Source organism: Bacteroidota bacterium, from assembly GCA_005882315.1.
Lineage (GTDB): Bacteria > Bacteroidota > Bacteroidia > Chitinophagales > Chitinophagaceae > VBAR01.
Map to the genome: position 1 here is coordinate 470,425 of VBAR01000001.1, position 24,297 is coordinate 494,721.

The window sequence follows — 24,297 nt, forward strand, 5'->3', positions numbered from 1 at the left end:
TATGCAACAAAAAACTACTCCTCCTGCAAAAAAAAAGCCCTGGCTATCCGTATTTACCCTCGAGTTTTTATTTGTCCTGTTGCTGTTATTGGCACTTATTGTTTTTATCTATGCCGTCAGGGTAGTGTTTGTTATAGATGGATCAAAATTTGATGAAAATATTTTCAAGGCGGTGGCTTCTTATACCACTCCTGGCAGAACCCGTTTTATGAATTTCATTACTTTCTTAGGAAAGCATACGCTGCTCATTCCATTAAATTTTCTATTGATCGTCTTTTTTATTTATAAAAAACATAAATGGTTTGCAATACGGATCGCTTCGTTGGCGCTAAGCAGTGTCGTAATAAGTTTTTCTCTGAAAGAATTTTTTCGGCGTGACCGGCCTGAGTTGCAGTTAATCGGTGATGTCAGTGGCTATAGTTTTCCCAGCGGGCATGCATTGATCGGAGTGGTTTTCTATGGTTTGTTCATCTATATTATCTGGCATGAAGTAAAACAAAACTGGTTGAAAATTTCTCTTATCATCATTTTGATCATCCTTATTTTATTGATCAGTTTCAGCAGGATATACCTGCGGGTACATTATCCAAGTGATGTAATTGCCGGTTTAGCCGCTGGTTTTATTTGGCTTGTATTATCGCTTCGTATCATTCACAGGATCGAGAAAAAATATATAGCAAGACGAGCTCTTAAAGCCGAAGGACTTGAGTAATAATTTTATGGCGTATAAATAAAACGGAGTAAAGTCCCTTTACCCGACACTCCTTCATTTGAAATATACATATCGCCGTTATTCTTAAAAGTAATCCCTTCAGGTTGCGGGAATAATTTTTTGGCCAGCATAAACACTGCTTCGGGGTTTCCATCAAGATCAGCGATCAATAATTGATTACTTCCTGATGAAACTATAAAAACCTTGTGTAATTTAGGATGAACCGCTGCTGCCGAAGGCTCCAGCCTTGTTGTTGCTCTTGGAGACAGCTCAGCAACTTTTGCAAGATCAATTGTAAAAACAGGCTTATCTACAAAACCAATTGAATCGGGATAAAAAGCAAATGCACTTATCGTTTTCTTATCGTCAATTTTGCAATTCTTACATAAAACGATCAATGCACTCCGTGAAGAATCATAATACATCGATTCGAAATCATTAGCGCCTGACAATGGGATTTTGCCAGCTTCAACAGCGAATTGCTTGCCTGTGCTATCAGCAATTATTTTCGTGATCTCTCCATCGCTTTTTAAGATATAAGGGACACCATTCACAATGGCTATATCTTCATAATCACCTTTACCAGCAAAATGAAATTCCCTTTTTATTAATTTAGATTCCTTGTCCAGGTAAAAAATTTTACCCGATTCATCATTATGGGTTATGAATTCATCTTTCCTGCTATCCCAAACAATGCCTGATATTTCCTTTATTCTCAAATCGAGCTTGTCTTCAAAACTCTTTGAAAAATCATAATGTGGCGGTGATTTATATATGTACTTTTTCGCCTTGCAACAATTGAGTACGGCTGTAATGAAGATCAATGGCAGAACTATCTTGCCTAAAAAATTTAATCGCTGCATTCTTTATATTTTGTATAAATTTATCAAAACTTATCTTTATAGCATGACTGAAAATCAATATCAAATACTATCTGCTGCTCAAAATTATGCAACTGACTTATATCAGACTAAAGTAAGTAAAAGCATCCACTTTCACACACTCCTGCATACACAAGAAGTGCTCGCTGCATCAGAAAAAATGGCAGAATACTATCAATTGGCAGATGAAGATCGGTTTGCCTTAGCTCTTGCTGCATGGTTTCATGATACAGGCTATAGCGGTGGAACAGCAAAAGGCCATGAAGAGTTAAGTATTGAGCTGGCTTTGAAATTTTTAAATGAGCATAAGGCAGGCCAGGCTGTTATTGACAAAGTAAAAGGCTGCATCAATGCTACCAGGATTCCACAAAGCCCGAACAATTTAATAGAACAAATAATTTGTGATGCTGACCTGTTTCACCTGGGCACTGGCGATTTCAAAGAAAAAAACAGGCTTCTGCGTGAAGAACTGAATGATTTTGGTGGCCAGGATCTATCAAAGAAAGACTGGCGGAAACTGAATATTGAATTCCTTGAGAAACATACTTATTTCACTTCCTTTGCGAAAGAAAATTTACAACCACTAAAAACTGTATATCTGCAGGAATTGAAGGATAAAAGAATCATGGAAGAAAAACCTGGCAAGAAAAACAGCAAGAAAGGAGAAATCCCAGAACTTGTTAAACATAAAGATAAAGGCAAAGAAAAAAACAAGGAGGCAGGGATCACTGAAGATGAAGAAAAGAAACTGGCAGACGTCAAAAAGAAAAAAGAAAAAGAGTCACAATCAGAAAGGGCTGTATCAACTGTATTCAGAATAGTGGCACAAAGCCAGAACAACCTGAGCCAGATGGCCGATTCAAAATCCAACATCCTGATCTCTGTAAATGCTATTATTTTATCTATAATGATCAGTAGTATTTTTGAAAAACTGAAAACTGATGCTTACCTGCAGGTACCTTTTACTATCCTGGTAACAATTTGCGTATTATCGATGGTATTTGCTATTCTTGCCACAAGGCCGACTGTTACTTCCGGTACATTTACTAAAGATGATATTGCAGCTAAAAAAACCAATCTCCTGTTTTTTGGAAATTTTCATAAAATGGGTTTGCCGGATTATGACTGGGCTATGACTGAATTGCTGGCAGATAAAAATTATTTGTACAGCAGTATGATCAAAGACACTTATTTTCTTGGAATTGTTCTCGCCAAAAAATATAAATACCTACGTATAGCATATAACATTTTTATGTTTGGATTGATTGCATCAATGATCGCATTCACAGTTGCGTTTCTAGCACCTGGCGCCACAGAGATGTATCAATAATCTGCATCAGTTCCACTTCCGTTATAAAAAAAACATCCGCCTATTGGCGGATGGACTTATAAGAAAAAATATTCAGAAGAAATTTAATTCATTCCACCCAACATCTCTTTCACTTTCATTACCAGTTCAGTTTTCGTAATGGGAATTCCCATGATCTTATTGTAAGCAATTGCATCAGTAAAATAAACATCACGGATGATCTTGATAAGCTGCCCGTTATTGATCTCAGGAATTAATACCTGGTCGTAATTCTTAATTATTTCTCCAAGATTTTTAGGGAAAGGACGCAGGTAGCGGATATGTGCATGTGCTACTGAATAACCTTCATTAAGCAATTCCGTTACAGCAGATTTAATGGCGCCATAAGTGCTACCCCACCCCAGAATAAGCAACTTACCTTTCTCTGGTCCATTATCAATCGTTTGCAAAGGGATGTAATCAGCGATCATATCCACTTTAGCTTGTCTTGTTTTTACCATGTGCTGGTGGTTCTCGGGTTCGTAACTGATATTACCTGTTACGTCCTGTTTTTCCAAGCCACCAATACGATGTTCTAATCCGGGTGTGCCAGGTATGGCCCATGGTCTTGCTAATTTTTCATCTCTTTTATACGGCAGAGGTTTGTCTTCCCCTTCGTCTAACCCTTTTTTAAAATTTACTTCTATGGGTTTTAGATCTTTTGATTGCGGATATTTCCAGGGTTCGGCACCATTGGCAATATATCCATCGCTTAATAAAATTACCGGCGTCATATGCTGAACAGAAATTCTTGCTGCTTCATACGCCACATCAAAACAGTCACTTGGTGTAGATGAAGCAATTACGGGCATCGGGCATTCACCATTTCTGCCATAATAAGCCTGCAGCAGATCTGATTGCTCAGTTTTAGTTGGTAGTCCTGTTGATGGTCCGCCTCTTTGTATATCAATTATGATCAATGGAATTTCAAGCATTACGGCTAACCCCATTGCTTCGGCTTTTAATGCCATGCCAGGACCAGATGTAGTTGTAACAGCTAATGCACCACCATAAGATGCCCCGATCGCCGAAGTAATAGCAGCAATTTCATCTTCTGCCTGGAAAGTTCTTACCCCAAAATTTTTATACTTGGAAAGATCATGCAAAATATCTGATGCAGGTGTAATGGGATATGACCCGAGAAATAACGGCAACCCGCTTTTTTGCGAAGCAGCGATCAAACCATACGATATTGCCTGGTTACCCATAATGGAACGGTAAGCACCGGGGTCCATTTTCGCTTTCTCTACTTTATAGGTTGTTGTAAAAGTCTCTGTTGTATCTCCATAATTATATCCGGCCTTTAATGCTTTTACATTGCTCTCAAAAATTTCAGGTTTCTTACCAAACTTATCTTTCAAAAAACTGATCGTGTTCTCCATATCCCGGTTATACATCCAGTACAGGAAACCGAGTACAAACATATTCTTGGCCCTGTCTTTTTCCTTTTGTCCCATCGTGATTTCCTTCAATGCTTCACGGGTCATTTTGGTCACATCCATTTTTATAACCTCATAATTACCGAGGCTACCATTTTCTAATGGATTTTCTCCTTCGGGATAATTGGCCAAACGAAGATTCTTTGCATCAAAGCCATCTGTATTAGCAATGATCTTTCCTCCTTTTTTAAGTGCTGTCAGGTTCACTTTTAAAGCAGCGGCATTCATTGCTACCAGCACATCACATGCATCACCAGGAGTAAAAATGCGGTCGCTGGAAAAACGTAACTGGTAACCACTTACACCGGGTAGGGTACCTATCGGAGCCCTTATCTCTGCCGGAAAATCCGGAAAGGTTGCCAGGTCAATACCCAACAGGGCTGTATTATTGGTAAACTGTGAACCGGTAAGCTGCATACCATCACCGCTATCTCCGGCGAATTTGATTACCACATCTGAAAGTAGTTCCTGCTTTCTTGTCATTGTAAAAATTTGTGTCTGCAAAGTTAGGATAAGTTGGCCTTGTATAAATAATTAGCCGCTGTAAATATGGAATTTTAAGAAAAAAAGAATCTGATAATAATCAGCACTATATAAATTTTTATATTGCCTGTTCAATTCTGTATAATGAGGAAACTACTGGTACTACTTCTGGCGGCGACACTGCCTTTCTTGTCCCGTTCACAATCTGAAGATGATGTGTCCGAAGCCAACCGGTTGAAAAAGCTATTCCCTGATGACCGGGTAGCTGCTGTGCTACTGGAAGAGGTTTATACTTTTGACAAAGCCAAAGGAACGGACAACCTGCCGGTGGTAAGTGCTACTAAAAACACTTCTATCAATTTCATTTCGATGCGGGAAAGAGCCGGTATCCAGTATTTTGATTTTTATAATTCATTCAGCAAGATCAATTCCTTTAAACAATTAGAAAGAGTACGTGGCGCCTTTGGTATAAAAAAGAATTATAATGTTGGCTATGCAATAGATCGTTCGGTTACCAGCAATGAAATTTTCAGTGATGATAGCCGGGTAAAATATTTCAATATCGGCTTTAGTGGTTATGGTGATGTCGCAAGAGTGGAGACTGAGAAAAAATTTTTTGACAGTAAATACCTCACTAGCATTTTCTTTCATTCCTATTTCCCGGTAAAAGAACGAGTGATAAAAGTGATCGTACCCGACTGGATGAAAGCCGAACTGCGTGAATTTAATTTCGAAGGATATAAGGTGAGAAAGCAGAAACAACCTGAGAAGGGAGGAACAGCTTATATTTTCACATTGACCAATTTACCTGCTATTAAAAACGAAAGCCGTGCAATCGGCCGGGCTTTTCAATGGCCGCATGTGGTACTAATTGTAAATTCATTTACCAATGACGGCAAAGAAGAAAAAGGTTTTAAAGATGTAAGTGATCTGTACCGCTGGTATAATTATCTCTATAAAAAATGCGATAATAAACCCGAAGAATTCAAATCGAAAGTAACCGAACTGGTAGCCGGTAAAAAAACTGATATCGAAAAAGTAAAATCCATTTTTTACTGGGTGCAGGATAATATTCGTTATATCGCTTTTGAAGATGGTCTTGCAGGATTCGTTCCAACAGCGGCACAGGATGTGTATAAAACCAAATATGGCGATTGCAAAGGCATGGCCAACCTGCTTACCGAAATGCTGAAGCAGGCAGGGTTGGAAGCTTATCTTACATGGATCGGTACAAGACATATTCCGTATAATTATACTTTGCCATCTCTTTCGGTGGACAATCATTGCATCAGCACAGTTGTGTTAGATGGCAAAGAATATTTCCTCGATGGTACAGAGAAGTATATTCCTTTTGGTGATTATGCATGGCGGATACAGGGCAAAGAAGCACTGATTGGCAAGGGTGATAAATATGATGTGAAAACAGTGCCGTTAGCTGATAAAGAAAAAAATAAAATTCATACAAAAACCAACTTTGAATTAAAAGACAATATACTGAAAGGACATGTAACAGTAACCATGACTGGTGAAGAACGGACGGGGTTTCTCCAGTACTATCATGATGTACCAAGAGATAAGCAAAAAGAAATGGTTCAGAATATGCTTCGATTTGGCAACCGCAATCTTGTTGTGAATAATATCAAAACATCTGACCTTAATAACCGTGAGATACCGGTGGTACTGGAAGGTGACATTGATCTGAGTAATTATGTAATTGCAGAAGATAAGGAAGTATACGCAGGTATAGATTTCTTTGCTGAAGACCTGAATAATATTATTCCTGATAAAGACAGGCAACATGATTATGTATTGCATTCTGCTTATGTTTCTATTGATGAAACAGAGTTGACATTGCCCGCGGGTTATAAAGTAGTTTCAGTACCTGATTCGATCAATGTACAAAACACAGATTATGGTGTGCAGGCTTTATATTCAGTAAAAGGAAATAAAGTAACATTTAAAAAATCGATCTCATTTAACACCGGTCGTATCCGCAAAGATGATTTTGAAAACTGGAAAACTTTTGCAAAGAAGCTGAAGGACTTTAACTCAAACCTGATCGCCATTCAAAAACCATAAATAATTGTTTAAGGTTTAACGTCTAAAGTTTAATGTTATGGCTACCATCAAAACATTTGAAGATATTGAATCATGGAAAATAGCCCGGGAAATTTGTACAGTCATTGGAAAGCATATTGATGAAGGAAAATTCAAGAAAAATTTTCGATTAATTGATCAAATGGAGGGTTCATCAGGTTCGATAATGGATAATATTGCCGAAGGTTTTGAACGAGGTACCCGTGCAGAATTTATTCAATTCCTGGGATTCGCAAAAGGTTCAGCAGGCGAATTTCGATCCCAGATATACCGGGCATTAGACAGAAATTATATTACACAAAAAGAATTTCAAACTTTATTTACTCAGATAATACATTTAAGCAGTCTCTTGCAAAAATTTATTGAATACCTCTTAAAAACTGAGATTGCAGGAAACAGGAAGAACATTAAACGTTAAACCTAAAACTTTAAACAAGTAAAATGAACAAGTTAGTTTATATATTAATATTCCCTTTTATTTCGTTGAACTTATCAGCACAGGATGATGATACGTTCGGTCCATCCAAACTTGAAAACATTGCTGCCAACATGAAAACTGTGATGGGCAACAATGATGCAGACTTTACAAGCATTGCTACTCCTGATAAATGGAAAGAAGAAAGCGGAATCATTCTTGCACAAAAAACAAATTTTAGTTTTGATAAAGACGCCAATAAACTGGCCGTGTATGAAATTACCCGCCGCCGCATTAAACTGCTTGACCGGGATGCTGTTAATTCCTATTCAACTGTTTATTTCCGGATCGGTTCATCGAGAGATGGCGCTGCGATAAAAATCATTAAATCTAATGGCACCACGCAGGAGGTTTCGTTGCGTAATGCTATTTATGTAGAAGACCCTTCAGATGTTCCTTCTACATTTTTGCCTTATATCGGTAAAGTGAGTACATATATTGATAAGAGCAAGAGCAGTGTCGTTTATTATAAAATAGCTGTACCGGATCTGGACCCTGGTGATATCATCGACTATGCCACTATTTTTTATGATGACAATACGGTAAAGAAGATGAATTATATTGAATTCGATCCCATCTATTTCGTATGCAACCGTGAATACCCTGTAGTAGCACAGAAATTCGGTATTGAAACAGATGATAAATCATTTGTAAGTTCAAAATCGCTGAACGGTGCGCCGGAGTTTAAAGAAAGCGGCAATGGTTCCGTTCTTTATACCTGGGAAGATCGTAATCGTGATAAAATGAGTGACACCCGCTGGATCAATTATTTTGCTCAGGTTCCTTTTATAAAATTCCAGATCGTCTTTAGCCGGCAGGAAAACAGGAGTGATCTGTTTATCGGTGATAAAAGAGAACTAAAAAGAAATTTATCTCCGGAAGAAATGGCAGTAAAAGTTAACAGCATGTATAATAAAATGAACGCTGAAAGCTTGATGGGTGGTGTTAATTATTATCTCAAACAGATCAACGCTTCCGATTTGCGGGAAGATGATTATATACAAAAACTCTATTACATCATCAGGCATGTAGCTGTTATTCGTGGTAATGGTATAGGCAGTGAGGCTTTTGCTTATTGTATGATGGAGAAACTGGACAATAAAAAAATTCCATACGAATTAGTTGTAACAGCTCCTTATACCCTTTCCGCTCCTGCCGATATTATTTTTCGTACAGAACCGGAATGGCTGTTACGTGTAAAAGGAAAATATATTTTTAATCCAACTGCTTTTTCCAATCCCTATGATTTCCAGGAAGGTTTTTTAAACACACCAGCATATGTTATCAAACTTGGGAAAAATCCGACTGCCACAGCGATAACAATTGACAATAACACACCCGATCAAAATGTTACTACCAACAGTGTTGAAGCAACAATTGATACAGCTACACAAAATATCATTGTAACAACAAAGCGTACTGCCGCAGGTATCAGCAAAGCCAGCTATAATATCCAGGGGCTTGCTTACACCACTGCATTTGATGATGACTACCGCAGCTATGACGGCGAAGATGATATTCGCGGAAACCTGAAAGGAAGTGTACTGGAACAATATGAAGACCGGCTGCGTGAACGTAAAAAAGAAGACAAAGAAAAAAAGCTTGAGTTTATGAAAGCCCAGTATAAAGAAGATTTTGACAATATAGATAAATACATCGAGTTTGTATTAAACTCTGATGGCCGAAGCTGGAAAAAGCAAGAACTTTCATTCTCCAGCAAATTTGAATTGAGAGATATGGTGATGAAAGCCGGCAATAACTTATTGGTGAATATTCCCGGTCTTATCGGCGACCAGCTTTATGTAAATCCCGATGAACGCAAACGGGAATTTGATGCACATATGGGAAACCCGAGAAGTATAAAAAATGAGATCACTTTTAATATTCCTGCAGGTTATAAAGCTGTGGGTGTAAACAACCTCAATCTATCTGTAGAAAATGAAACCGGGTATTTTAAAGTGAAAGCTACAGTTGAAGGCAATCAATTGAAAATACTTACTATGAAGGTGTACAAACAGATCTATGTAAAGAAAGAAAACTGGAATAAGCTGCTTGAGTTTATTGATACAGCCTTCAATTTTTCACAGAAAAAAATATTGTTGAAGAAAATATAAAATAAAATGTCCCGCAATCAGCGGGACATTTTATTTTATCACGGCTTTCAATTCTATTTATTATTTCCAATTCCTATTCCACCGCCACCACCTTGTGTACGTTTCTTTTCTTCTTCACTTGCATCTTTACGCTGACGGGCCGCTTTTACCTGGTTGCTACCAAAACGGTAGCTAAGGTTGATCCTAAACTGGCGGCTTTCAAAATGTCCGCTTGCAATTGTTTTCTGACCTGCAAAATTGCTTTCACCCTTGAATTGTAAAGTTTTGAAAATATCAGTCAAAGATGCTTTCAGGTTGCCTTTGCCTTTGAAAATTGTTTTCTGCACACCTCCATCAACTGACCAGATCGCATCACTTTCAAATGTACCCTGCCAGATGGATGGCGCATTATAAAAACCACTCAGTTCAGCTGACCATTGTTTTTTCTTGTCCAGTTTCAAACTATGTTGCATAAATACATTGAAAGAAAAAACATTCAAATCCACAACACGGCTGCCACCACCAAAATCAGCTTTGTACATAGAGTAATAAGTATTCAGGTTGGTGAACCATGTATAACTTTTATAGATGAACGGGTAACTCACATTCAGGCTTACAATATCCTGAGTAGCCAGGTTCTTCTGAGTAATAAATGCTTTTGAGCCTTCAGTTGTATCTATCAATTGGGTAAATACATCATCTATGTGGCTGTAGTTTAGTGTTGTCGTTAGTTTGAATTTATGAATATTAGTTACTGAAATGCTGTTTGTATACTGTGGTTTAAGTTCGGTATTACCTTTTTGAAAAGTATACTCGTCCAGTTTCATTTCAAATGGGTTCAGGCTCTGGTAAGCCGGCCTGTCGATCCTATGGCTATAAGATACACTCCATTGTTTCTTTGGATTTTTGTTGAAAGTAACTGCAGCACTTGGGAAAGGATCTGTATAATGCCTGTTGAAGGTTTGCTTACTGGCGGTATTAATTGACCCATCACTATTCAAACCATAAGAATCGCCGGTTGTGTTGGTATTCTCTACACGTACACCCGCCTGCAGCATAAATCCCTTGAATGCCCTGTTATAATTTACATACACAGCATTAATATTCTCTTCATAATTAAATTGGTTGCTGCGGCTAATATCCAGTTCTTTACCAGTACCGATCACATTATACCTGCCGAAATTATTCTCTGTGTTGACGAATGAGGTTTTAAAGCCAAATCCTAACTTTCCTTTTTTGAATGGCTGTTCATAGTCAGATTTCAAAGTAAGAATATCAATATCAGTAGGTGAAATAAAATTATATACTGTACGGCTGATCTCAGCCTGCATATCAGGAGTATAATACACATTCGGCTGTAACTGGTTAGTATTAATTCTGTATAAACCATAATCTGCATCTACGTTTAGCTCACGGCCTGCTGAATCTGCATAGCGGTAATTCAGATTAAAATTTGCATTATCCCTTTTAGCTTCAGAGCTATTGTTAGCAGTAAGAATTCTGTCAACAACACCTGTTGGTTTGTAAATGATAGGAGTAATGCTTTTTGACAGGCTTGAATTATTAGCCAGGTTTCCATTGATCAGCACACCTAATGTACTTTTTGAATTGATATAATAATCCAATCCAGCTTTGAAACCATGAGTACGGCTGTCCGTAGTTATAAGGTTGGTCTGGTCAAAAATAGTATCCAGCAGTTCCCGGTATAGTTTGATATTGAATTCTGTTTTGGTATCATTAAAATTATAATTACCAAACACGTTAACTTTCTTACCCCTGTTATTAAAGTTAAGACCCCCATTGTACTTAGGATAAACTCCAATATTATACCCGGCATTTACAGAGCCATTGGTGCCAAATGCTTTGTTCTTTTTTAACTTGATATTGATAATTCCTGCATTACCCGCCGCATCATACTTTGCTGAAGGGTTGGTAATAATTTCAATTGATTCGATCTGTGAAGACTGAAGTGATTTCAGGTAAGCTGTTAAGTCAGTACCTGTAAGGGGACTGGGTTTACCATCAATATATATCTGCACTCCATTTTTACCGGAAAGGCTGATAAGATCATCCTTATCTAATGTAACACCCGGTGCTTTTCTTAATAATTCCAAAGCATCCTGGCCGGTTGAATTGATAGTATTTTCTACATTCAATATTGTTTTATCGGCCTTCACTTCAATCATCGGTTTTTTTGCAACTACTGAAACATTCTGAAGGTTGCCCGAAGATTTGACCATAATAATTTCAGGAACATTTACTGCACCCGAGCCTGATACTTCAAACTTGTTTGAATACGCCGGGTTGTAACCCACAGATGTAGTACTGATCAGATACTGTCCGTTTTTTGAAGTTGATATGCTGAATTTTCCATCTTTTCCAGTCACACCCAATTTAGCTACTGAAGAGTCTTTTGCATTGAGCAATGAAATAGTAACTTTCTCTAAGTTTTTGCCTTCGTCATTTTTTACAGCACCGGTTATTTGCTGGGCTAATAAAGCAGAACCGCTGAAAATCAACATCACAAATCCTGATAAAATCTTTTTCATAATTGTTTTGATTAATGGTTTTTTTTCTAATAGGGCACAAATCTATATGACAGATTAATGACAGAGTAGTGATTCCCGACAAATGGCACATTCATTTGCATGAACGGTGTTTTTTTGCCGGTGAACTGCATCTTTAAAATCGGCTATTTTTTTTGCCGGGATTTACTCATATTTGCAGCACTAAAACAATTGAAAATGAACTTTCCATCTACACTCCGCTATACTAAAGACCATGAATGGGTAAAACTTGAAGGCGATGTTGCAATCGTTGGCATTACTGATTTTGCACAACGTGAATTGGGCGATATTGTATATGTAGAAGTGGAAACTGTAGGAAAAAGTATGCAAGCCGGAGAAGTATTTGGTACTGTTGAAGCTGTAAAAACCGTTTCTGATCTGTTTTTACCTGTTTCAGGTACTATACTTGAGCTGAATGCCGCTCTTGCAGGCGCCCCGGAACTGGTAAACAATGAACCTTATGAAGGAGGCTGGATGGTGAAGATCAAATTAGATCATCCTGATGATGTAAAGAACCTGATGGATGCAGCCGCTTATGAGGCTACTGTCGGCTAGATCTGACTTTCCTATTTTATCGTAAATAAATGCGGATGTAGCAATACATTCGCATTGTCATTTTATAACCAATTATTTGAACCCGCAAACCAAATACAGTGAAACTGAATTGGTGGCCCTGCTTCAGCAACGTGATGACAGGGCCTTCAGTTATCTGTATAATAACTATGCCGGGGCATTGAATGGCGTGATACTCCCAATAGTAAATGATGAAGAAACCGCTAATGACGTGCTGCAGGAAGTATTTGTAAACGTTTGGAAAAAAATTGAATTTTATGATGCGTCGAAGGGCCGGTTATTTACCTGGTTGCTGAATATAGCCAGAAACGCTGCCATTGATAAGGTTCGTTCAAAAAGTTTCCGAAACAGCAAAAGCACAGTTAGTATACCTGAATCTGGAGAAGCAAATGTTAGCGCATCAGTTTCTCAACCGAATGCTGATTTTATAGGATTAAAAAAGATGTTGGGTAAGCTGAAAGATGAATACCGGTTGCTGATCGACCTTTCTTATTTCCAGGGTTTTTCGCATGATGAAATTTCGAAAGCATTGAATATTCCATTAGGAACAGTAAAAACAAGGATCCGAACCGCATTGATACAATTGAAAACGATGTTATAAAAAGTGAATGTAAAAGAATACATATCAAGTGGCATAGTTGAAAGCTATGTATTGGGACTGGCCAATGAACAGGAGGCTGCAGAGTTTGAAAAAAACTGTACTGCTTATCCCGAAGTGCTGGAAGCCCGGATAGCTTTTGAAAAACAGCTTGAAGATCAGGCTATGCAAAATGCTATTGCTCCTGTGCCGGGATTAAAAAATAAAATCTTGGATGCAATAAAAAATGACAGCAGAGCAAAGGTTGTTTCAATTAATAAAAAGGCTGCGCCTGTAAGAAATTTAAGCTGGCTAAAATATGCAGTGGCAGCTTGTTTGATTTTATTAGCTGGTAGTTCTTACTGGAATTATTCTCTTTATAATAAAAATAAAGTACTAAACAACGAGAATGAATCTTATGTAGCCAAGATTTCAAGTTTTGAAAAAGACATGGATGTAATGCACGGCTCATCTATTAAAATGGTCTCATTAAAAGGAATGGAAGCTGCACCAAGTGCCCTTACAACAGTTTTTTGGGATAGCACATCACATAATGTTTACTTGCTTATAAATAATCTGCCTATCCCCGCCTCAGATAAGCAATACCAGATCTGGGCTTTGCTGGATGGTAAACCAATTGATTTGGGCATGATCGAGAATGAATATTTTGTACAGCAAAAAAGCTTGCTAATAAAAGCGCAGAATGTTGAAAAGGCACAGGCATTTGCTATTACTCTCGAAAAGAAAGGTGGCAATCCTACACCTCAGGGACAAATGATTGTTCTCGGTAATCTCTGATTTTTTCAATCTGAATAGTTATCAGCATCGTAAATAGCTGAACCGCCACTATATGTGGTTTTGGTTCTATAGTTGGTTATAAGGGCTCCTTTCGGGGCCCTTTCTATATAAATTATTCTCCGGCTTGCAATCTTATTTTATCATTGCAAAAAAATCAGCTTGCAAAATATAAAGCCTTCATTAATTCCGGGTTTAACCTGGTTTGCCATTTGCACAATATTGCTCACATTACCCGGATCTGCTTTTCCTAAAGAAAGCTGGCTGGATAAAATCGGATTTGATAAATGGGTGCATATCGGGCTGTTTGCTGTGCTGGTTTTTTTGATATGCTGGGGTTTATTAAAATTCACAAACGACGAAAAGAAGTTAAAACGATTATTTATTGTGTTTACACTCGACTGTCTTGTCTTTGGAATTATTATGGAGTTCGTTCAGGATAATTTTATCCCAAACCGTTCATTTGATTATGGAGATATTGTGGCAGATGCTGTTGGTTGTTTTGCAGGCTGGTGGTTTATAAATAAAACTTACAAAGGGTATATAAAAAATAAACCCCTGTAGAAACAGGGGTCGCAACCAAAACTAACTGCTTATGAGAAAATTGACTAAGTTTTTACTGTGTTTGTATGTATAACGCAAATCTATTGCCATTAGTATCATTCTTGTTGTTAATGAAAAATTAAAGCCCCGATTTTCGTAATTCCACCTTCCATTCGTTAGTAAATCCGGCATTAATTTTCATATCCATTCTCTAATAGCAATTTGCAAGAGCTAATGTTTATTCCGTATCTGCAATTTTGTAACCTGCCTCAAAAAACTATTACAATTCATTGACAAAACTATTCACTATTCAAATCTTCACTGACCCATTTTGACAATTATCAGGCCAAAAAATCCCGCAAACCTTTGCGAAAAAAAAGATCTGCGAGTACAAAGATTGTAGATATATTCTATCGGATAAAACCTTTTATCATGTCCATTAACCCTCCACCATCAGCGGATTGATTTCCAGTATTATTTCTTACGCCATCAGTCACTTTGCTGATGATATCCTGTAGGTCAAATCCTCCATTTTCCTTGCCATTTTTCACTCCACCACCAGAGAAGTTGCTAATCAAATCCTGGAAATTAAATCCGTTTGATTGCTGAGGTATTGCAACATCTCCGCCACCAGTAAATGAGCCGATCAGTTTATCTAATGTAAAATTGCTGTTATTGGGATCCTGTGTTTTTTGAATAAGATCATTCAAAACATTAGGTACAAGATTCGTAGCCACATTACTTGCAGATTGTGGGCTCAAATTATACTTACCGGTCAGTTTGCTTATCAGGTGTCCGATCATCATTGTCACCATGGGATTCTTTAATAATCCGCCACTGTTTCCGTTTGATTGTCCCTTATTTTGAAACAGGCCGATTATATTCTCCAATCCACCGCCAGCTATTACATTTCTTAATCCCCCCGCAACAGTATTGGTAGCTTCGGCTATTACATCGTTGTTGTATTCGTTTGGCACTTCGGGGTTATCAACAACGGTATCTTTCCCGGCACCTTTGACAAGGTCAAAGAGTTGTTCAAGCATAGTTAATGGTTTGGATACTTAAGGTAGGCTTTTTAAGCAGAAAAAATCCGGGTAAGAGAAATTTAATTTTGTTTAGCCAATTTCTCTGCATTTTCAGCAAACTGCAATGCTTCCAGTATTTCCTTTATTTCACCATTTAATACATCAGGCAGATTATAAAGAGTAAGGCCAATACGATGATCTGTAACACGGCCCTGAGGAAAATTATAAGTTCTGATCTTAGCGCTGCGGTCACCAGTGCTAACTAAACTTTTTCTATGACGGGAAATCTCATCTTCCTGTTTTCTTACCTGTTCTTCATACAATTTTGTACGCAACATCTGCATTGCTTTTTCCCTGTTACCTAATTGTGAACGTTCTGTTTGACAAACCACAACCGTACCTGTCGGAAGATGCGTTAATAAAACTTTTGTTTCCACTTTGTTTACGTTCTGCCCACCTGCGCCTCCACTTCTCGCCGTTTCCATTTTTACATCTGCAGGGTTCAGTTCAAAATCTACTTCTTCAGCCTCAGGCATCACGGCTACCGTAGCTGCCGATGTATGTACACGGCCGCTACCTTCTGTATCCGGTACACGTTGTACACGATGTACTCCGCTTTCAAATTTCAATGTGCCATAAACCTCATCACCTGTTACTTCCAGTTGTACTTCTTTATAACCACCAACAGTTCCTTCATTCTCACTTAGCACAGCTGTTTTCCATCCGCGGCGTTCGCAGTAGCGCATATACATACGTAGAAGGTCACCTGCAAACAAACTTGCTTCATCACCACCTGTACCAGCCCGGATCTCAATGATCGCATTCTTATCATCCTGCGGATCTTTTGGAATAAGCAATTGACGGATATAGGCTTCCATTTGAACTTTCTTCTCCTCTTGCGCCGGCGCCTCTGATTTTGCCAACTCTCTCATTTCTTCGTCATCCCCATTCAATGCCTCTTTATAAAAATCTATATCATCCAATATCTTTTTATACTCATTGTAAGCATTCACAATTTTTTCCAGGCTGCGATATTCCTTACTGGTCTCGGCAAATTTTTTATTGTTGCTCACGATCTCAGGATTAGTGAGAGCAAGACCCAGTTGTTCAAATCTTCCTCTTATTGCTTCTAATTTATCTAGCATGTAATGTTATATTTTTGGTTACCGGCTGAATGTTCCTGGTTGATCGTCCCTTGCACAGTTTATCCTGAGCAAAGTGAAGGACGCAGTTCATCTTCCGGTAATTCTATTCTTCTTTTTGGAAGGCAGCAAAGTTAAAAGAAAACAACTCATGACTTATCGAAAATTCAAAGCAGATCATTTATTCGATGGATATACTTTACATGGAAACGACAAAGTGCTGGTAACAGCCGCCGATGGAACTATTGACGCTATCGTAAATGAATCCGAGGCTGACGATAATATAGAAACGTTTCAAGGCATTCTTTCACCCGGTCTTATCAACTGCCACTGCCATCTTGAACTCAGTCATTTAAAAAATGTAATCCCCCCGCATACCGGGTTGATAGAGTTTCTCTGTTCTGTAGTAACCAAAAGAGGATTTGCTCCGGAAGTAGTACAACAGGAAATAGAAAAAGCTGAAAAGGAAATGTATGATAACGGAATTGTAGCCGTTGGTGATATTGGCAATACTGCCGATACAGCATCTGTAAAAAGCAAAAGCAAGATCCGCTGGCAGAATTTTGTTGAGGTACTCAGCTTTACTGATGAAAAGGCTGAAGAAAATTTCAATCACTATAAACAAGTTGCAAATATTTTTGCTAACCAGTATCCAACATCCAGTAACCAGCATCGCACATCACTTGTTCCTCATGCCCCCTACAGTATCAGTCCAAAAACATTTCAGTTAATAAATGAGGCTACTAAAAATCAAGTTATTTCTATTCACAACCAGGAGCATCCTGCAGAAGATGATCTGTACAAAAACGGAGGCGGCGAATACCTCAGGCTATTTAAGATTTTTGGAATTGATAAATCGCCATTCCCTATAACAGGCAAAAGCAGTATTCGTTCAGTACTTCCCCATTTCAATAATGGACAAACCATTTTTCTTATCCATAATACCTTTATGCCGGAAGAAGACATTGTTTGGGCCAATGAATATGCTGCAACAACCGGATTAAAATTGATTTATTGTTTTTGCATCAATGCAAATCTTTATATCGAAAACAAAACACCGGCAATTGAAAATTTCATTAAACATAATTGTCAAATTGTTTTAGGAACAGATAGCTATAGCAGCAACTGGCAATTGAGTATTGCAAAAGAAATGGAATCTCTTCATCAGTATTTCCCTACACTATCATTAGAAACAATTTTACAATGGGCAACAAGCAGTGGCGCCAAAGCTTTGCAATGGAATGATGAATTGGGAAGTTTTGAAAAGGGAAAGAAGCCCGGTTTGACAATAGTTGATTCAGCACTTAAAGGATCAAAAAGAATATTTTAATACTCCAATGAAGATCATCACATGGAATTGTAATATGGCTTACAGAAAAAAGGCGAGTCTGATCCTTGCTCACAAGCCAGATATTGTTGTAATTCCGGAGTGTGAGCATCCTGATAAATTAAAATTCGAATCCGGCATCCCTTTGCCTGATGATGTATTTTGGTTTGGCAACAATCAGAATAAAGGGCTTGGCATATTCTCTTACAATAAATACAAGTTTCAATTAAGCGATATTCATAATCCTGATTTTCGTACTATACTTCCACTTAAAGTAGCCAATAATGAATTTGAATTTACGCTATTCGCTATCTGGGCAAACAATCCAAAAGATAAAGGCTTTGAGTATGTTGGCCAAATATGGAAAGCCATAAACTTTTATTCGGAGCTATTAAAAAATAAAAACACAATGTTGATTGGTGATTTTAATAGTAACACGATATGGGATAAACCAAAACGGGAAGGCAACCACTCAACCGTTGTCGAGCTGCTTGCAAAGAAAGGAATTCATAGCACCTATCATAAATTCTATGATCAAACACAGGGAAAAGAGAAACATAACACTTTGTTCATGTACAGGCATAAAGACAAGCCATACCATCTTGATTATTGTTTTGCATCCGATGATTATATAAAAAAATTAATCAACGTTGAAGTAGGCAGGCATGCCAAATGGTGTAAGCATAGCGACCATACGCCGCTTATTGTAACTTTTAATGATTAACCCAATACCTCTCTCAATACAGGCAACGTCTTCATTGTTCCAAACTCCTGCACATGCAATGCGAAAAATAATTCATATGCATGCAGCAACCGTCTGCGGGTTTCATGATTAAGTTTGATCTGTTCCAATTCTGATGGTTGCATCACTTTTAATAATTCAGAAGTGAGTTCTGCAAATTTGCCTTCCATATAATTTTGATGTATCGGTTCTTTAGCGGTGAACTCCCCTTCCTGCAGATCGAGATAATGTTTTTCAGCAGTATAAGAATCATTAATCTGAAAACCGAGCAATGATGAAAGATGCAAGGCGAAATACAAAGAGAAATTTGCCATCACCGCAGAAGAACTTTCATCGAGATGTATAAATGCATCTTCACAAAAATTAAACAGATCTTCATTCACTTCGGGCTGTTTCAGGCTTTTAGTAAGCAGCTCCACCATAAACAATGACACCGCATTCTTTGGTACATCACTAAAAATAGTTTGATAAAGATGTGACCATTTGAATTCTTTGATGCGGTTCAGCTGTTTCAGTTCATTATGATACACCACCAGGTCAAGTATCGCTGCAGGCTGAAATAAATTTGCCTTGCCGCTTCCTTTCTTTGTTGAAGTTCTTACACCGTTAACCAAATAGGATTGTATCCCGAATTTTTCCGTAAAGATCAAAACGATAATACTTGTCTCACCATACTTTACTGTACGAAGAACAATACCTTTTGTTTTATGTAATTGGGCTGTCAATAATTTTATTTTGCTATAAACACGATCTTTGTTGATGCATTTTCTTTTCTGCCATCATCACTGATCAATACCAAATAAATGCCACTCTCTATTTTTTTGCCCCTGTAATCTTTACCATCCCATATTGCCTGCCCGCCCAATGCACGGGTTTGATAAACCAACCTGCCATTCAATTCAGTGATTTTTACAATTGCATTATTAGCTACACCACGTATAGCAATTGTTCCCCCGTAACCTGGCGGCACAGGATTGGGAAACACCAGCAAGTTTTCATTCTTTTCTTTTCCTTCAGTAGCTGTACTACGAAAAGAACAGATACCTTTTGCTGTAGCAAAAAACACTTCGCCGGTTTTTCCATCAATCGTAATTCGTTTTACATCGTTACTTAGCAGCGGGCTATTCTCTTCATTAAAATTATAAACCACCTTTTCACCATCAGCACTGATGAGCCATGCTCCATCTTTTGTAGCTACCCATTTTCTGTTAGCACCATCTGTTGCTATACTTCTCACTTCTTCTCCTTTAAAAAGATAATCAGCAAAATTTCCTTGCTGTACAATAGGCCAGATGGCATCACAGCCGTTAGAAGAAAAAATATCCGATGCACATTGAATAACGCCGATACCATTGGATGTGCCCACCCAAATAAAACCTTCCTTATCTTTTTCAACACACAACACATCTGAAGATGGAAAATTCCCATTGCCTCCACCTGATGATAACAGTCTCCATTGATCATCGGCTGTATTATCAATCGTACCATTATCATTGAAGGCGATCAGCCCATTTCCCAATGGCGAAACGATCCACCTAAAATTATTTTCATCAATTAATATTTGTGCAACACGATTACCCGGCAATGAAAATGGAGTTGAAAAACTTTTCCAGCTGCCGTCACTCTTTCTTACATGCAGCGGTTGCGCAGCGCCATAGTTAGATATCCATAAATTATTCGCTTTATCAAATGATAATCCTGATATACGATAATTGCCGGATACATTCAAAGGTGAGTTCTGTTTATAAATATCAAAACTGTTTTGACCTTTAACATGCAACAGCCCGCCCCCAAATGAACCGGCCCAAATTGTTTCATCTCTCGGGTCAATTGCGATAGTTATCAAATCATGCAATGAATCTAATTGCGGGTAAACATTGCGATTGATATTTGTCCAATCCCCTTCTTTAAAAAAATAAATTCCGTTTTTATTGTTCTGACCCACCCATGAACTATTCACTTCTCCTGCTGCTGCATAAAAAATATTGTTTATCACTTTTATTTCTCCGGTCGCAATTCCTTCCGGCGAATTCAATTTGTATTGGGCAACAAAAGAAGGATTAAAATGAGCCAGGCTTTCTGTTGAATCGGCAATCCAGTAATCATTATTAAACATTATCGCTTTCTTTGGAACTGAGATCCCGGTTTGTTTTGGTAATGTATTGGCTACTGTTCCGTCAGCATTTAAGACAACAACGCGGCTCAGTCCATTTGCCTGGCGCTGACATAAAAGAATTTTATTTCCAGATGCATTCATGTTCACAACCGGCCATCCATCATAATAAAACAAATTCCAGTTGGTACCATTCAATACAAACAATGAGTCATTTTTAAGTGCAAGGATTTTATTCTGCAAAGTCACAACATTACTTACTGCACCAGTTGACAAACCATTTACCCCGCTAAGCAATTGCCAGTTATTATGATCAGCAGGATTTGAGTTAGAAATTGCTATGCGTTTCAATCCTTCAACAGTTGCTGCATAAAAAAAAGAAGCATCTGATGTAAAGCCATTTATTTTTATTTTATTACCCCCATTGCCGATAAACCATGAATCTTTTACTTCGTAGCGGTCACCATCAATTACAATTACTCCCAGGCCTGTTGAGAGATAAAAAAAACCACTGCGAGAATAAATATTATAGATCGTTTTATCACCAACGATATTATCCCGCTTTATATCCGGTATATTATAAATATCATTCCTGTAAACAATATCAATATTACTGTTACTATAAGCAATAAACAGTTTTTCATTTACAATATCATACTGAACTCCGCTGATACCCGTTTCACTTAACCCTGTTATCTTACTCATTCTATCAATAGAATTCTCTGTTATATCAACACTGAATAAACTGTAAGGAGTTGCTGCGTATACTTTATTGTTGCCTGCTGTAACATCGATTGCGGATCTATAAGGCAGGTGTTCCCGCCAGCTTCCAACAGGTGGCAGCGGTTGCTGAGCAATGGCAAAAAAGGCAAGGAGATTTATAAACAATAAAATGATCCACTTCACGAATCAAAAGTAATTTAAACGACTCATCTCCTGTCTGGATTTTATTATGTTTCTTTGCGCAAATTCACCTAACAGAAGAATCTTATGTGGCGAAGTCTTGGAAAGTTTATTCTGAAAAACCGTATTCTCCTTCTTATTGTTGTTATTGCATCAACTGTGTTCATGGGCTATCATGCCAAACAGGTGCAACTAAGCTATGAGTTTGCAAAAGCCATCCCTGTAGATAATCCGAAGTATAAAATTTACCAGGAGTTTAAAAAACAATTTGGCGAAGACGGCAACCTGCTGGTGGTAGGTATTCAAACAGCTCAATTTTTTACCCAGGATATTTTTAATTCCTATGCCACATTGCAGCGCAATCTAAGGAAAGTAGAGGGTGTTGAAGATATCATTGGAATACCTACAGCAATTAATCTCCGGAAAGATTCTGCTACCGAAAAACTGCATCCTGAAATTATTTTTCCTGACAAAAGTTTAACGCAAACAGAGATCGACAGTTTAAAAGATATTTTTCTCAATCTTCCTTTTTACCGTGAACTGATGTATAACCCTGCCACCAATGCATGGCTGATGGGTATACGCATTAATAAAAATGTACTGAACTCAAAAGACCGTACCAAAACAGTTGATGAGATCGAAAAATATACCAATGCATTCGGCACCTCCAATAAACTGGAAGTATATGTTAGTGGTCTGCCATTGGTTCGTACCAAACTGGCTACACGTATTTCCAATGAAATGAGCTGGTTCCTGATGGTATCATTAATTCTTTCCGCTGTTATTCTTTTGATCTTTTTCCGTTCTGTAACATCTACGCTGTTATCCTTGGGTATTGTAATTATCGGCGTAGTATGGAGTCTCGGCACTATGCATTTGATCGGTTACAAGATCACATTACTCACAGCTCTTATTCCGCCATTGATCGTCGTGATCGGCATACCTAACTGTATTTATTTTTTAAACAAATACCATGTAGCCTGGACGGATCATTCAGAAAAGAAAACTGCATTAGTGAATATGGTGGAACGTATGGGTATTGTTACACTATTCTGCAATTTGAGTGCTGCCATTGGGTTTGCTGTTTTTGCATTGACAAAAAGTGCAACGCTGAAAGAGTTTGGCGTAGTAGCTGGTATAAATATCATGGTCTTGTTTTTTATTTCATTAGCTCTAATTCCTATCATCCTGAGTTTTTTGCCGGCGCCTAAAGAAAGGCATACAAAGTATTTGGATAACCCATGGCTTAACCGTTGGCTCGACAGGCTGGAAAGATGGAGCCTTAACCACAGAAAATTTATTTATGCAGCAACAACCGTATTACTTATTGCTGCTGCGTTTGGAGTATTACGGTTAAAAAGCGTAGGGTACATCGTTGATGATCTACCTAAATCAGATAAAATTTATACTGACCTGAAATTTTTTGAAAAAAATTTTAAAGGCATCATGCCTTTGGAAATAATTGTGGATGCAAAAAGAAAACGTGGTGCTGTATTATATGATAATCTTTCCCGGATCGATTCACTATCTGTTTACCTTATGTCCTTTTCGGAAATTGCAAGACCGCTCAGCATTACCGAAGGATTAAAATTTGCTAAGCAGGCTTTCTTTGAAGGTGATAGTACCAGTTATACGATGCCCACACAATATGATTTACCTGCACTCAAAGAGTATTTGAGTTTCAAAGGCGATAGTAATAATAAAAAAAGTTCGTTTGCCAAATTGATTGCTTCATTCATGGATAGTTCCCAACAGCAGGCACGAATCAGCATCAACATGGCCGATATCGGCAGTGTACGTTTACCATTATTACTGGACAGTATTGAAAAACGGACTGACAAATTATTTCCAAAAGATAAATATGATGTGAAGTTGACTGGCACCAGTGTAACCTTTTTGGAAGGCAGCAAGTTTATTATAAACGGATTAAAAGAAAGTGTGATGTGGGCATTCCTGCTTATTGCTGTATGCATGCTTTACTTATTCAAATCAACACGGATACTTATTTGCTCATTAATTCCCAACCTCGTTCCCCTCTTCATTACTGCAGGTGTTATGGGTTGGGTCGGCATTAGTATTAAACCATCCACTGTACTGGTATTTAGTGTGGCTTTGGGTATCGCAATTGATGTTACCATCCGGTTCCTTATAAATTATAAACAGGAATTACCGCATAACAATTTTGATCAGAAACAAACTGTTATTGATACAATTCACAGTACAGGCATCAGCATCATTTATACATCCATGGTTCTTATTGCTGGTTTTATCATATTCTGTTTCAGTGGGTTTGGCGGAACAAAAGCATTGGGCTGGCTCACTTCTCTTACTTTGATAACAGCAACATTGACCAATCTTGTTTTGCTTCCGGCATTACTTATTTCTACTGCCCGATCAAGAAAATAATCAGTTTCCTTATTTTCATGCAGCAAAGGAAAAAAATTATCTGTCTAATCCTATAA

Annotated in this window: 19 protein-coding genes; 12 read left to right on the forward strand and 7 right to left on the reverse strand. The window is 37.9% G+C overall.

Features of this window, described 5'->3' with window-relative positions; all coding sequences use genetic code 11:
* The first annotated feature begins 1 nt into the window (after position 1).
* Entirely contained in the window at positions 2 to 712 is a 711-nt protein-coding gene (locus E6H07_01865; protein TMI64683.1) for a phosphatase PAP2 family protein, read from the forward strand.
* Positions 713 to 717: 5 nt separating this feature from the next.
* Here the strand turns inward: E6H07_01865 and E6H07_01870 are convergent, their stop codons facing one another.
* Positions 718 to 1,575, reverse strand: coding sequence for a hypothetical protein (locus E6H07_01870; GenBank protein ID TMI64684.1), 858 nt, complete (start codon positions 1,573 to 1,575; stop codon positions 718 to 720).
* Here E6H07_01870 and E6H07_01875 point away from each other — a divergent pair.
* Complete coding sequence (locus E6H07_01875; protein TMI64685.1) at positions 1,487 to 2,923, forward strand: HD domain-containing protein; 1,437 nt, start codon at positions 1,487 to 1,489, stop codon at positions 2,921 to 2,923. The two genes, E6H07_01870 and E6H07_01875, sit on opposite strands and share 89 nt — an antisense overlap.
* A gap of 83 nt (positions 2,924 to 3,006) precedes the next feature.
* On the opposite strand, the gene E6H07_01880 is transcribed toward E6H07_01875, so the two are convergent.
* Positions 3,007 to 4,863 carry a 2-oxoacid:acceptor oxidoreductase subunit alpha gene (locus tag E6H07_01880; GenBank protein ID TMI64686.1) on the reverse strand — a complete coding sequence of 619 codons (1,857 nt, stop codon included), beginning with the start codon at positions 4,861 to 4,863 and terminating at the stop codon, positions 3,007 to 3,009.
* 144 nt (positions 4,864 to 5,007) lie between these two features.
* Between E6H07_01880 and E6H07_01885 the strand changes: the two genes are divergently transcribed.
* The 3 genes from E6H07_01885 to E6H07_01895 are packed head-to-tail and all read left to right on the forward strand — an operon-like array spanning position 5,008 to position 9,549.
* Positions 5,008 to 6,942, forward strand: a complete 1,935-nt coding sequence (locus tag E6H07_01885) for a hypothetical protein (GenBank protein TMI64687.1) — start codon at positions 5,008 to 5,010, stop codon at positions 6,940 to 6,942.
* A 37-nt stretch (positions 6,943 to 6,979) separates the two neighbouring features.
* Positions 6,980 to 7,378, forward strand: a complete 399-nt coding sequence (locus tag E6H07_01890) for a four helix bundle protein (protein ID TMI64688.1) — start codon at positions 6,980 to 6,982, stop codon at positions 7,376 to 7,378.
* A 23-nt stretch (positions 7,379 to 7,401) separates the two neighbouring features.
* Positions 7,402 to 9,549 (forward strand): hypothetical protein, encoded by a 2,148-nt coding sequence (locus E6H07_01895; GenBank protein TMI64689.1) that lies wholly within the window; start codon positions 7,402 to 7,404, stop codon positions 9,547 to 9,549.
* A 53-nt stretch (positions 9,550 to 9,602) separates the two neighbouring features.
* Here the strand turns inward: E6H07_01895 and E6H07_01900 are convergent, their stop codons facing one another.
* Positions 9,603 to 12,077: a TonB-dependent receptor gene (locus E6H07_01900; GenBank protein TMI64690.1), complete on the reverse strand. Its 2,475-nt coding sequence runs from the start codon at positions 12,075 to 12,077 to the stop codon at positions 9,603 to 9,605.
* Positions 12,078 to 12,272: 195 nt separating this feature from the next.
* Between E6H07_01900 and gcvH the strand changes: the two genes are divergently transcribed.
* The 4 genes from gcvH (at position 12,273) to E6H07_01920 (ending at position 14,604) form a co-directional block, all read left to right on the forward strand.
* Positions 12,273 to 12,650, forward strand: coding sequence for a glycine cleavage system protein GcvH (gene gcvH / locus E6H07_01905; GenBank protein TMI64691.1), 378 nt, complete (start codon positions 12,273 to 12,275; stop codon positions 12,648 to 12,650).
* 76 nt (positions 12,651 to 12,726) lie between these two features.
* Positions 12,727 to 13,269 (forward strand): sigma-70 family RNA polymerase sigma factor, encoded by a 543-nt coding sequence (locus E6H07_01910; GenBank protein ID TMI64692.1) that lies wholly within the window; start codon positions 12,727 to 12,729, stop codon positions 13,267 to 13,269.
* A 3-nt stretch (positions 13,270 to 13,272) separates the two neighbouring features.
* Positions 13,273 to 14,043 (forward strand): anti-sigma factor, encoded by a 771-nt coding sequence (locus E6H07_01915; GenBank protein ID TMI64693.1) that lies wholly within the window; start codon positions 13,273 to 13,275, stop codon positions 14,041 to 14,043.
* A 111-nt stretch (positions 14,044 to 14,154) separates the two neighbouring features.
* Positions 14,155 to 14,604 carry a VanZ family protein gene (locus E6H07_01920; GenBank protein ID TMI64694.1) on the forward strand — a complete coding sequence of 150 codons (450 nt, stop codon included), beginning with the start codon at positions 14,155 to 14,157 and terminating at the stop codon, positions 14,602 to 14,604.
* A gap of 389 nt (positions 14,605 to 14,993) precedes the next feature.
* Here the strand turns inward: E6H07_01920 and E6H07_01925 are convergent, their stop codons facing one another.
* Positions 14,994 to 15,626 carry a hypothetical protein gene (locus E6H07_01925; GenBank protein TMI64695.1) on the reverse strand — a complete coding sequence of 211 codons (633 nt, stop codon included), beginning with the start codon at positions 15,624 to 15,626 and terminating at the stop codon, positions 14,994 to 14,996.
* Between the two features lie 62 nt (positions 15,627 to 15,688).
* The gene (gene prfA, locus E6H07_01930; protein ID TMI64696.1) at positions 15,689 to 16,753 is read right to left on the reverse strand and encodes a peptide chain release factor 1; all 1,065 of its coding nucleotides are present in this window, start codon (positions 16,751 to 16,753) and stop codon (positions 15,689 to 15,691) included.
* A 73-nt stretch (positions 16,754 to 16,826) separates the two neighbouring features.
* On the opposite strand from prfA, the gene E6H07_01935 reads away from it, so the two are divergent.
* Together E6H07_01935 and E6H07_01940 are read left to right on the forward strand one after the other, a co-directional pair.
* Positions 16,827 to 18,080 carry an amidohydrolase gene (locus tag E6H07_01935; GenBank protein ID TMI64697.1) on the forward strand — a complete coding sequence of 418 codons (1,254 nt, stop codon included), beginning with the start codon at positions 16,827 to 16,829 and terminating at the stop codon, positions 18,078 to 18,080.
* A 7-nt stretch (positions 18,081 to 18,087) separates the two neighbouring features.
* A complete protein-coding gene (locus E6H07_01940; protein TMI64698.1) occupies positions 18,088 to 18,801 on the forward strand; it encodes an endonuclease/exonuclease/phosphatase family protein in 714 nt (237 codons plus the stop codon).
* Here the strand turns inward: E6H07_01940 and recO are convergent.
* Together recO and E6H07_01950 are read right to left on the reverse strand one after the other, a co-directional pair.
* Entirely contained in the window at positions 18,798 to 19,544 is a 747-nt protein-coding gene (recO, locus tag E6H07_01945) for a DNA repair protein RecO (protein ID TMI64699.1), read from the reverse strand. The genes E6H07_01940 and recO overlap by 4 nt on opposite strands.
* Before the next feature lie 5 nt (positions 19,545 to 19,549).
* A complete protein-coding gene (locus E6H07_01950; protein ID TMI64700.1) occupies positions 19,550 to 21,838 on the reverse strand; it encodes a hypothetical protein in 2,289 nt (762 codons plus the stop codon).
* 84 nt (positions 21,839 to 21,922) lie between these two features.
* On the opposite strand from E6H07_01950, the gene E6H07_01955 reads away from it, so the two are divergent.
* The gene (locus E6H07_01955) at positions 21,923 to 24,241 is read left to right on the forward strand and encodes an RND transporter (GenBank protein TMI64701.1); all 2,319 of its coding nucleotides are present in this window, start codon (positions 21,923 to 21,925) and stop codon (positions 24,239 to 24,241) included.
* Positions 24,242 to 24,297: the final 56 nt, after the last annotated feature.

Coding starts and splice junctions, on each gene's coding strand:
- prfA (TMI64696.1), bottom strand. CDS start 16,753: ATGCTAGATAAATTAGAAGCAATAAGAGGAAGATTTGAACAACTGGGT.
- E6H07_01890 (TMI64688.1), top strand. CDS start 6,980: ATGGCTACCATCAAAACATTTGAAGATATTGAATCATGGAAAATAGCC.
- E6H07_01885 (TMI64687.1), top strand. CDS start 5,008: ATGAGGAAACTACTGGTACTACTTCTGGCGGCGACACTGCCTTTCTTG.
- E6H07_01900 (TMI64690.1), bottom strand. CDS start 12,077: ATGAAAAAGATTTTATCAGGATTTGTGATGTTGATTTTCAGCGGTTCT.
- E6H07_01940 (TMI64698.1), top strand. CDS start 18,088: ATGAAGATCATCACATGGAATTGTAATATGGCTTACAGAAAAAAGGCG.
- E6H07_01865 (TMI64683.1), top strand. CDS start 2: ATGCAACAAAAAACTACTCCTCCTGCAAAAAAAAAGCCCTGGCTATCC.
- E6H07_01875 (TMI64685.1), top strand. CDS start 1,487: ATGTACTTTTTCGCCTTGCAACAATTGAGTACGGCTGTAATGAAGATC.
- E6H07_01870 (TMI64684.1), bottom strand. CDS start 1,575: ATGCAGCGATTAAATTTTTTAGGCAAGATAGTTCTGCCATTGATCTTC.
- E6H07_01955 (TMI64701.1), top strand. CDS start 21,923: ATGTGGCGAAGTCTTGGAAAGTTTATTCTGAAAAACCGTATTCTCCTT.
- E6H07_01895 (TMI64689.1), top strand. CDS start 7,402: ATGAACAAGTTAGTTTATATATTAATATTCCCTTTTATTTCGTTGAAC.
- gcvH (TMI64691.1), top strand. CDS start 12,273: ATGAACTTTCCATCTACACTCCGCTATACTAAAGACCATGAATGGGTA.
- E6H07_01925 (TMI64695.1), bottom strand. CDS start 15,626: ATGCTTGAACAACTCTTTGACCTTGTCAAAGGTGCCGGGAAAGATACC.
- E6H07_01880 (TMI64686.1), bottom strand. CDS start 4,863: ATGACAAGAAAGCAGGAACTACTTTCAGATGTGGTAATCAAATTCGCC.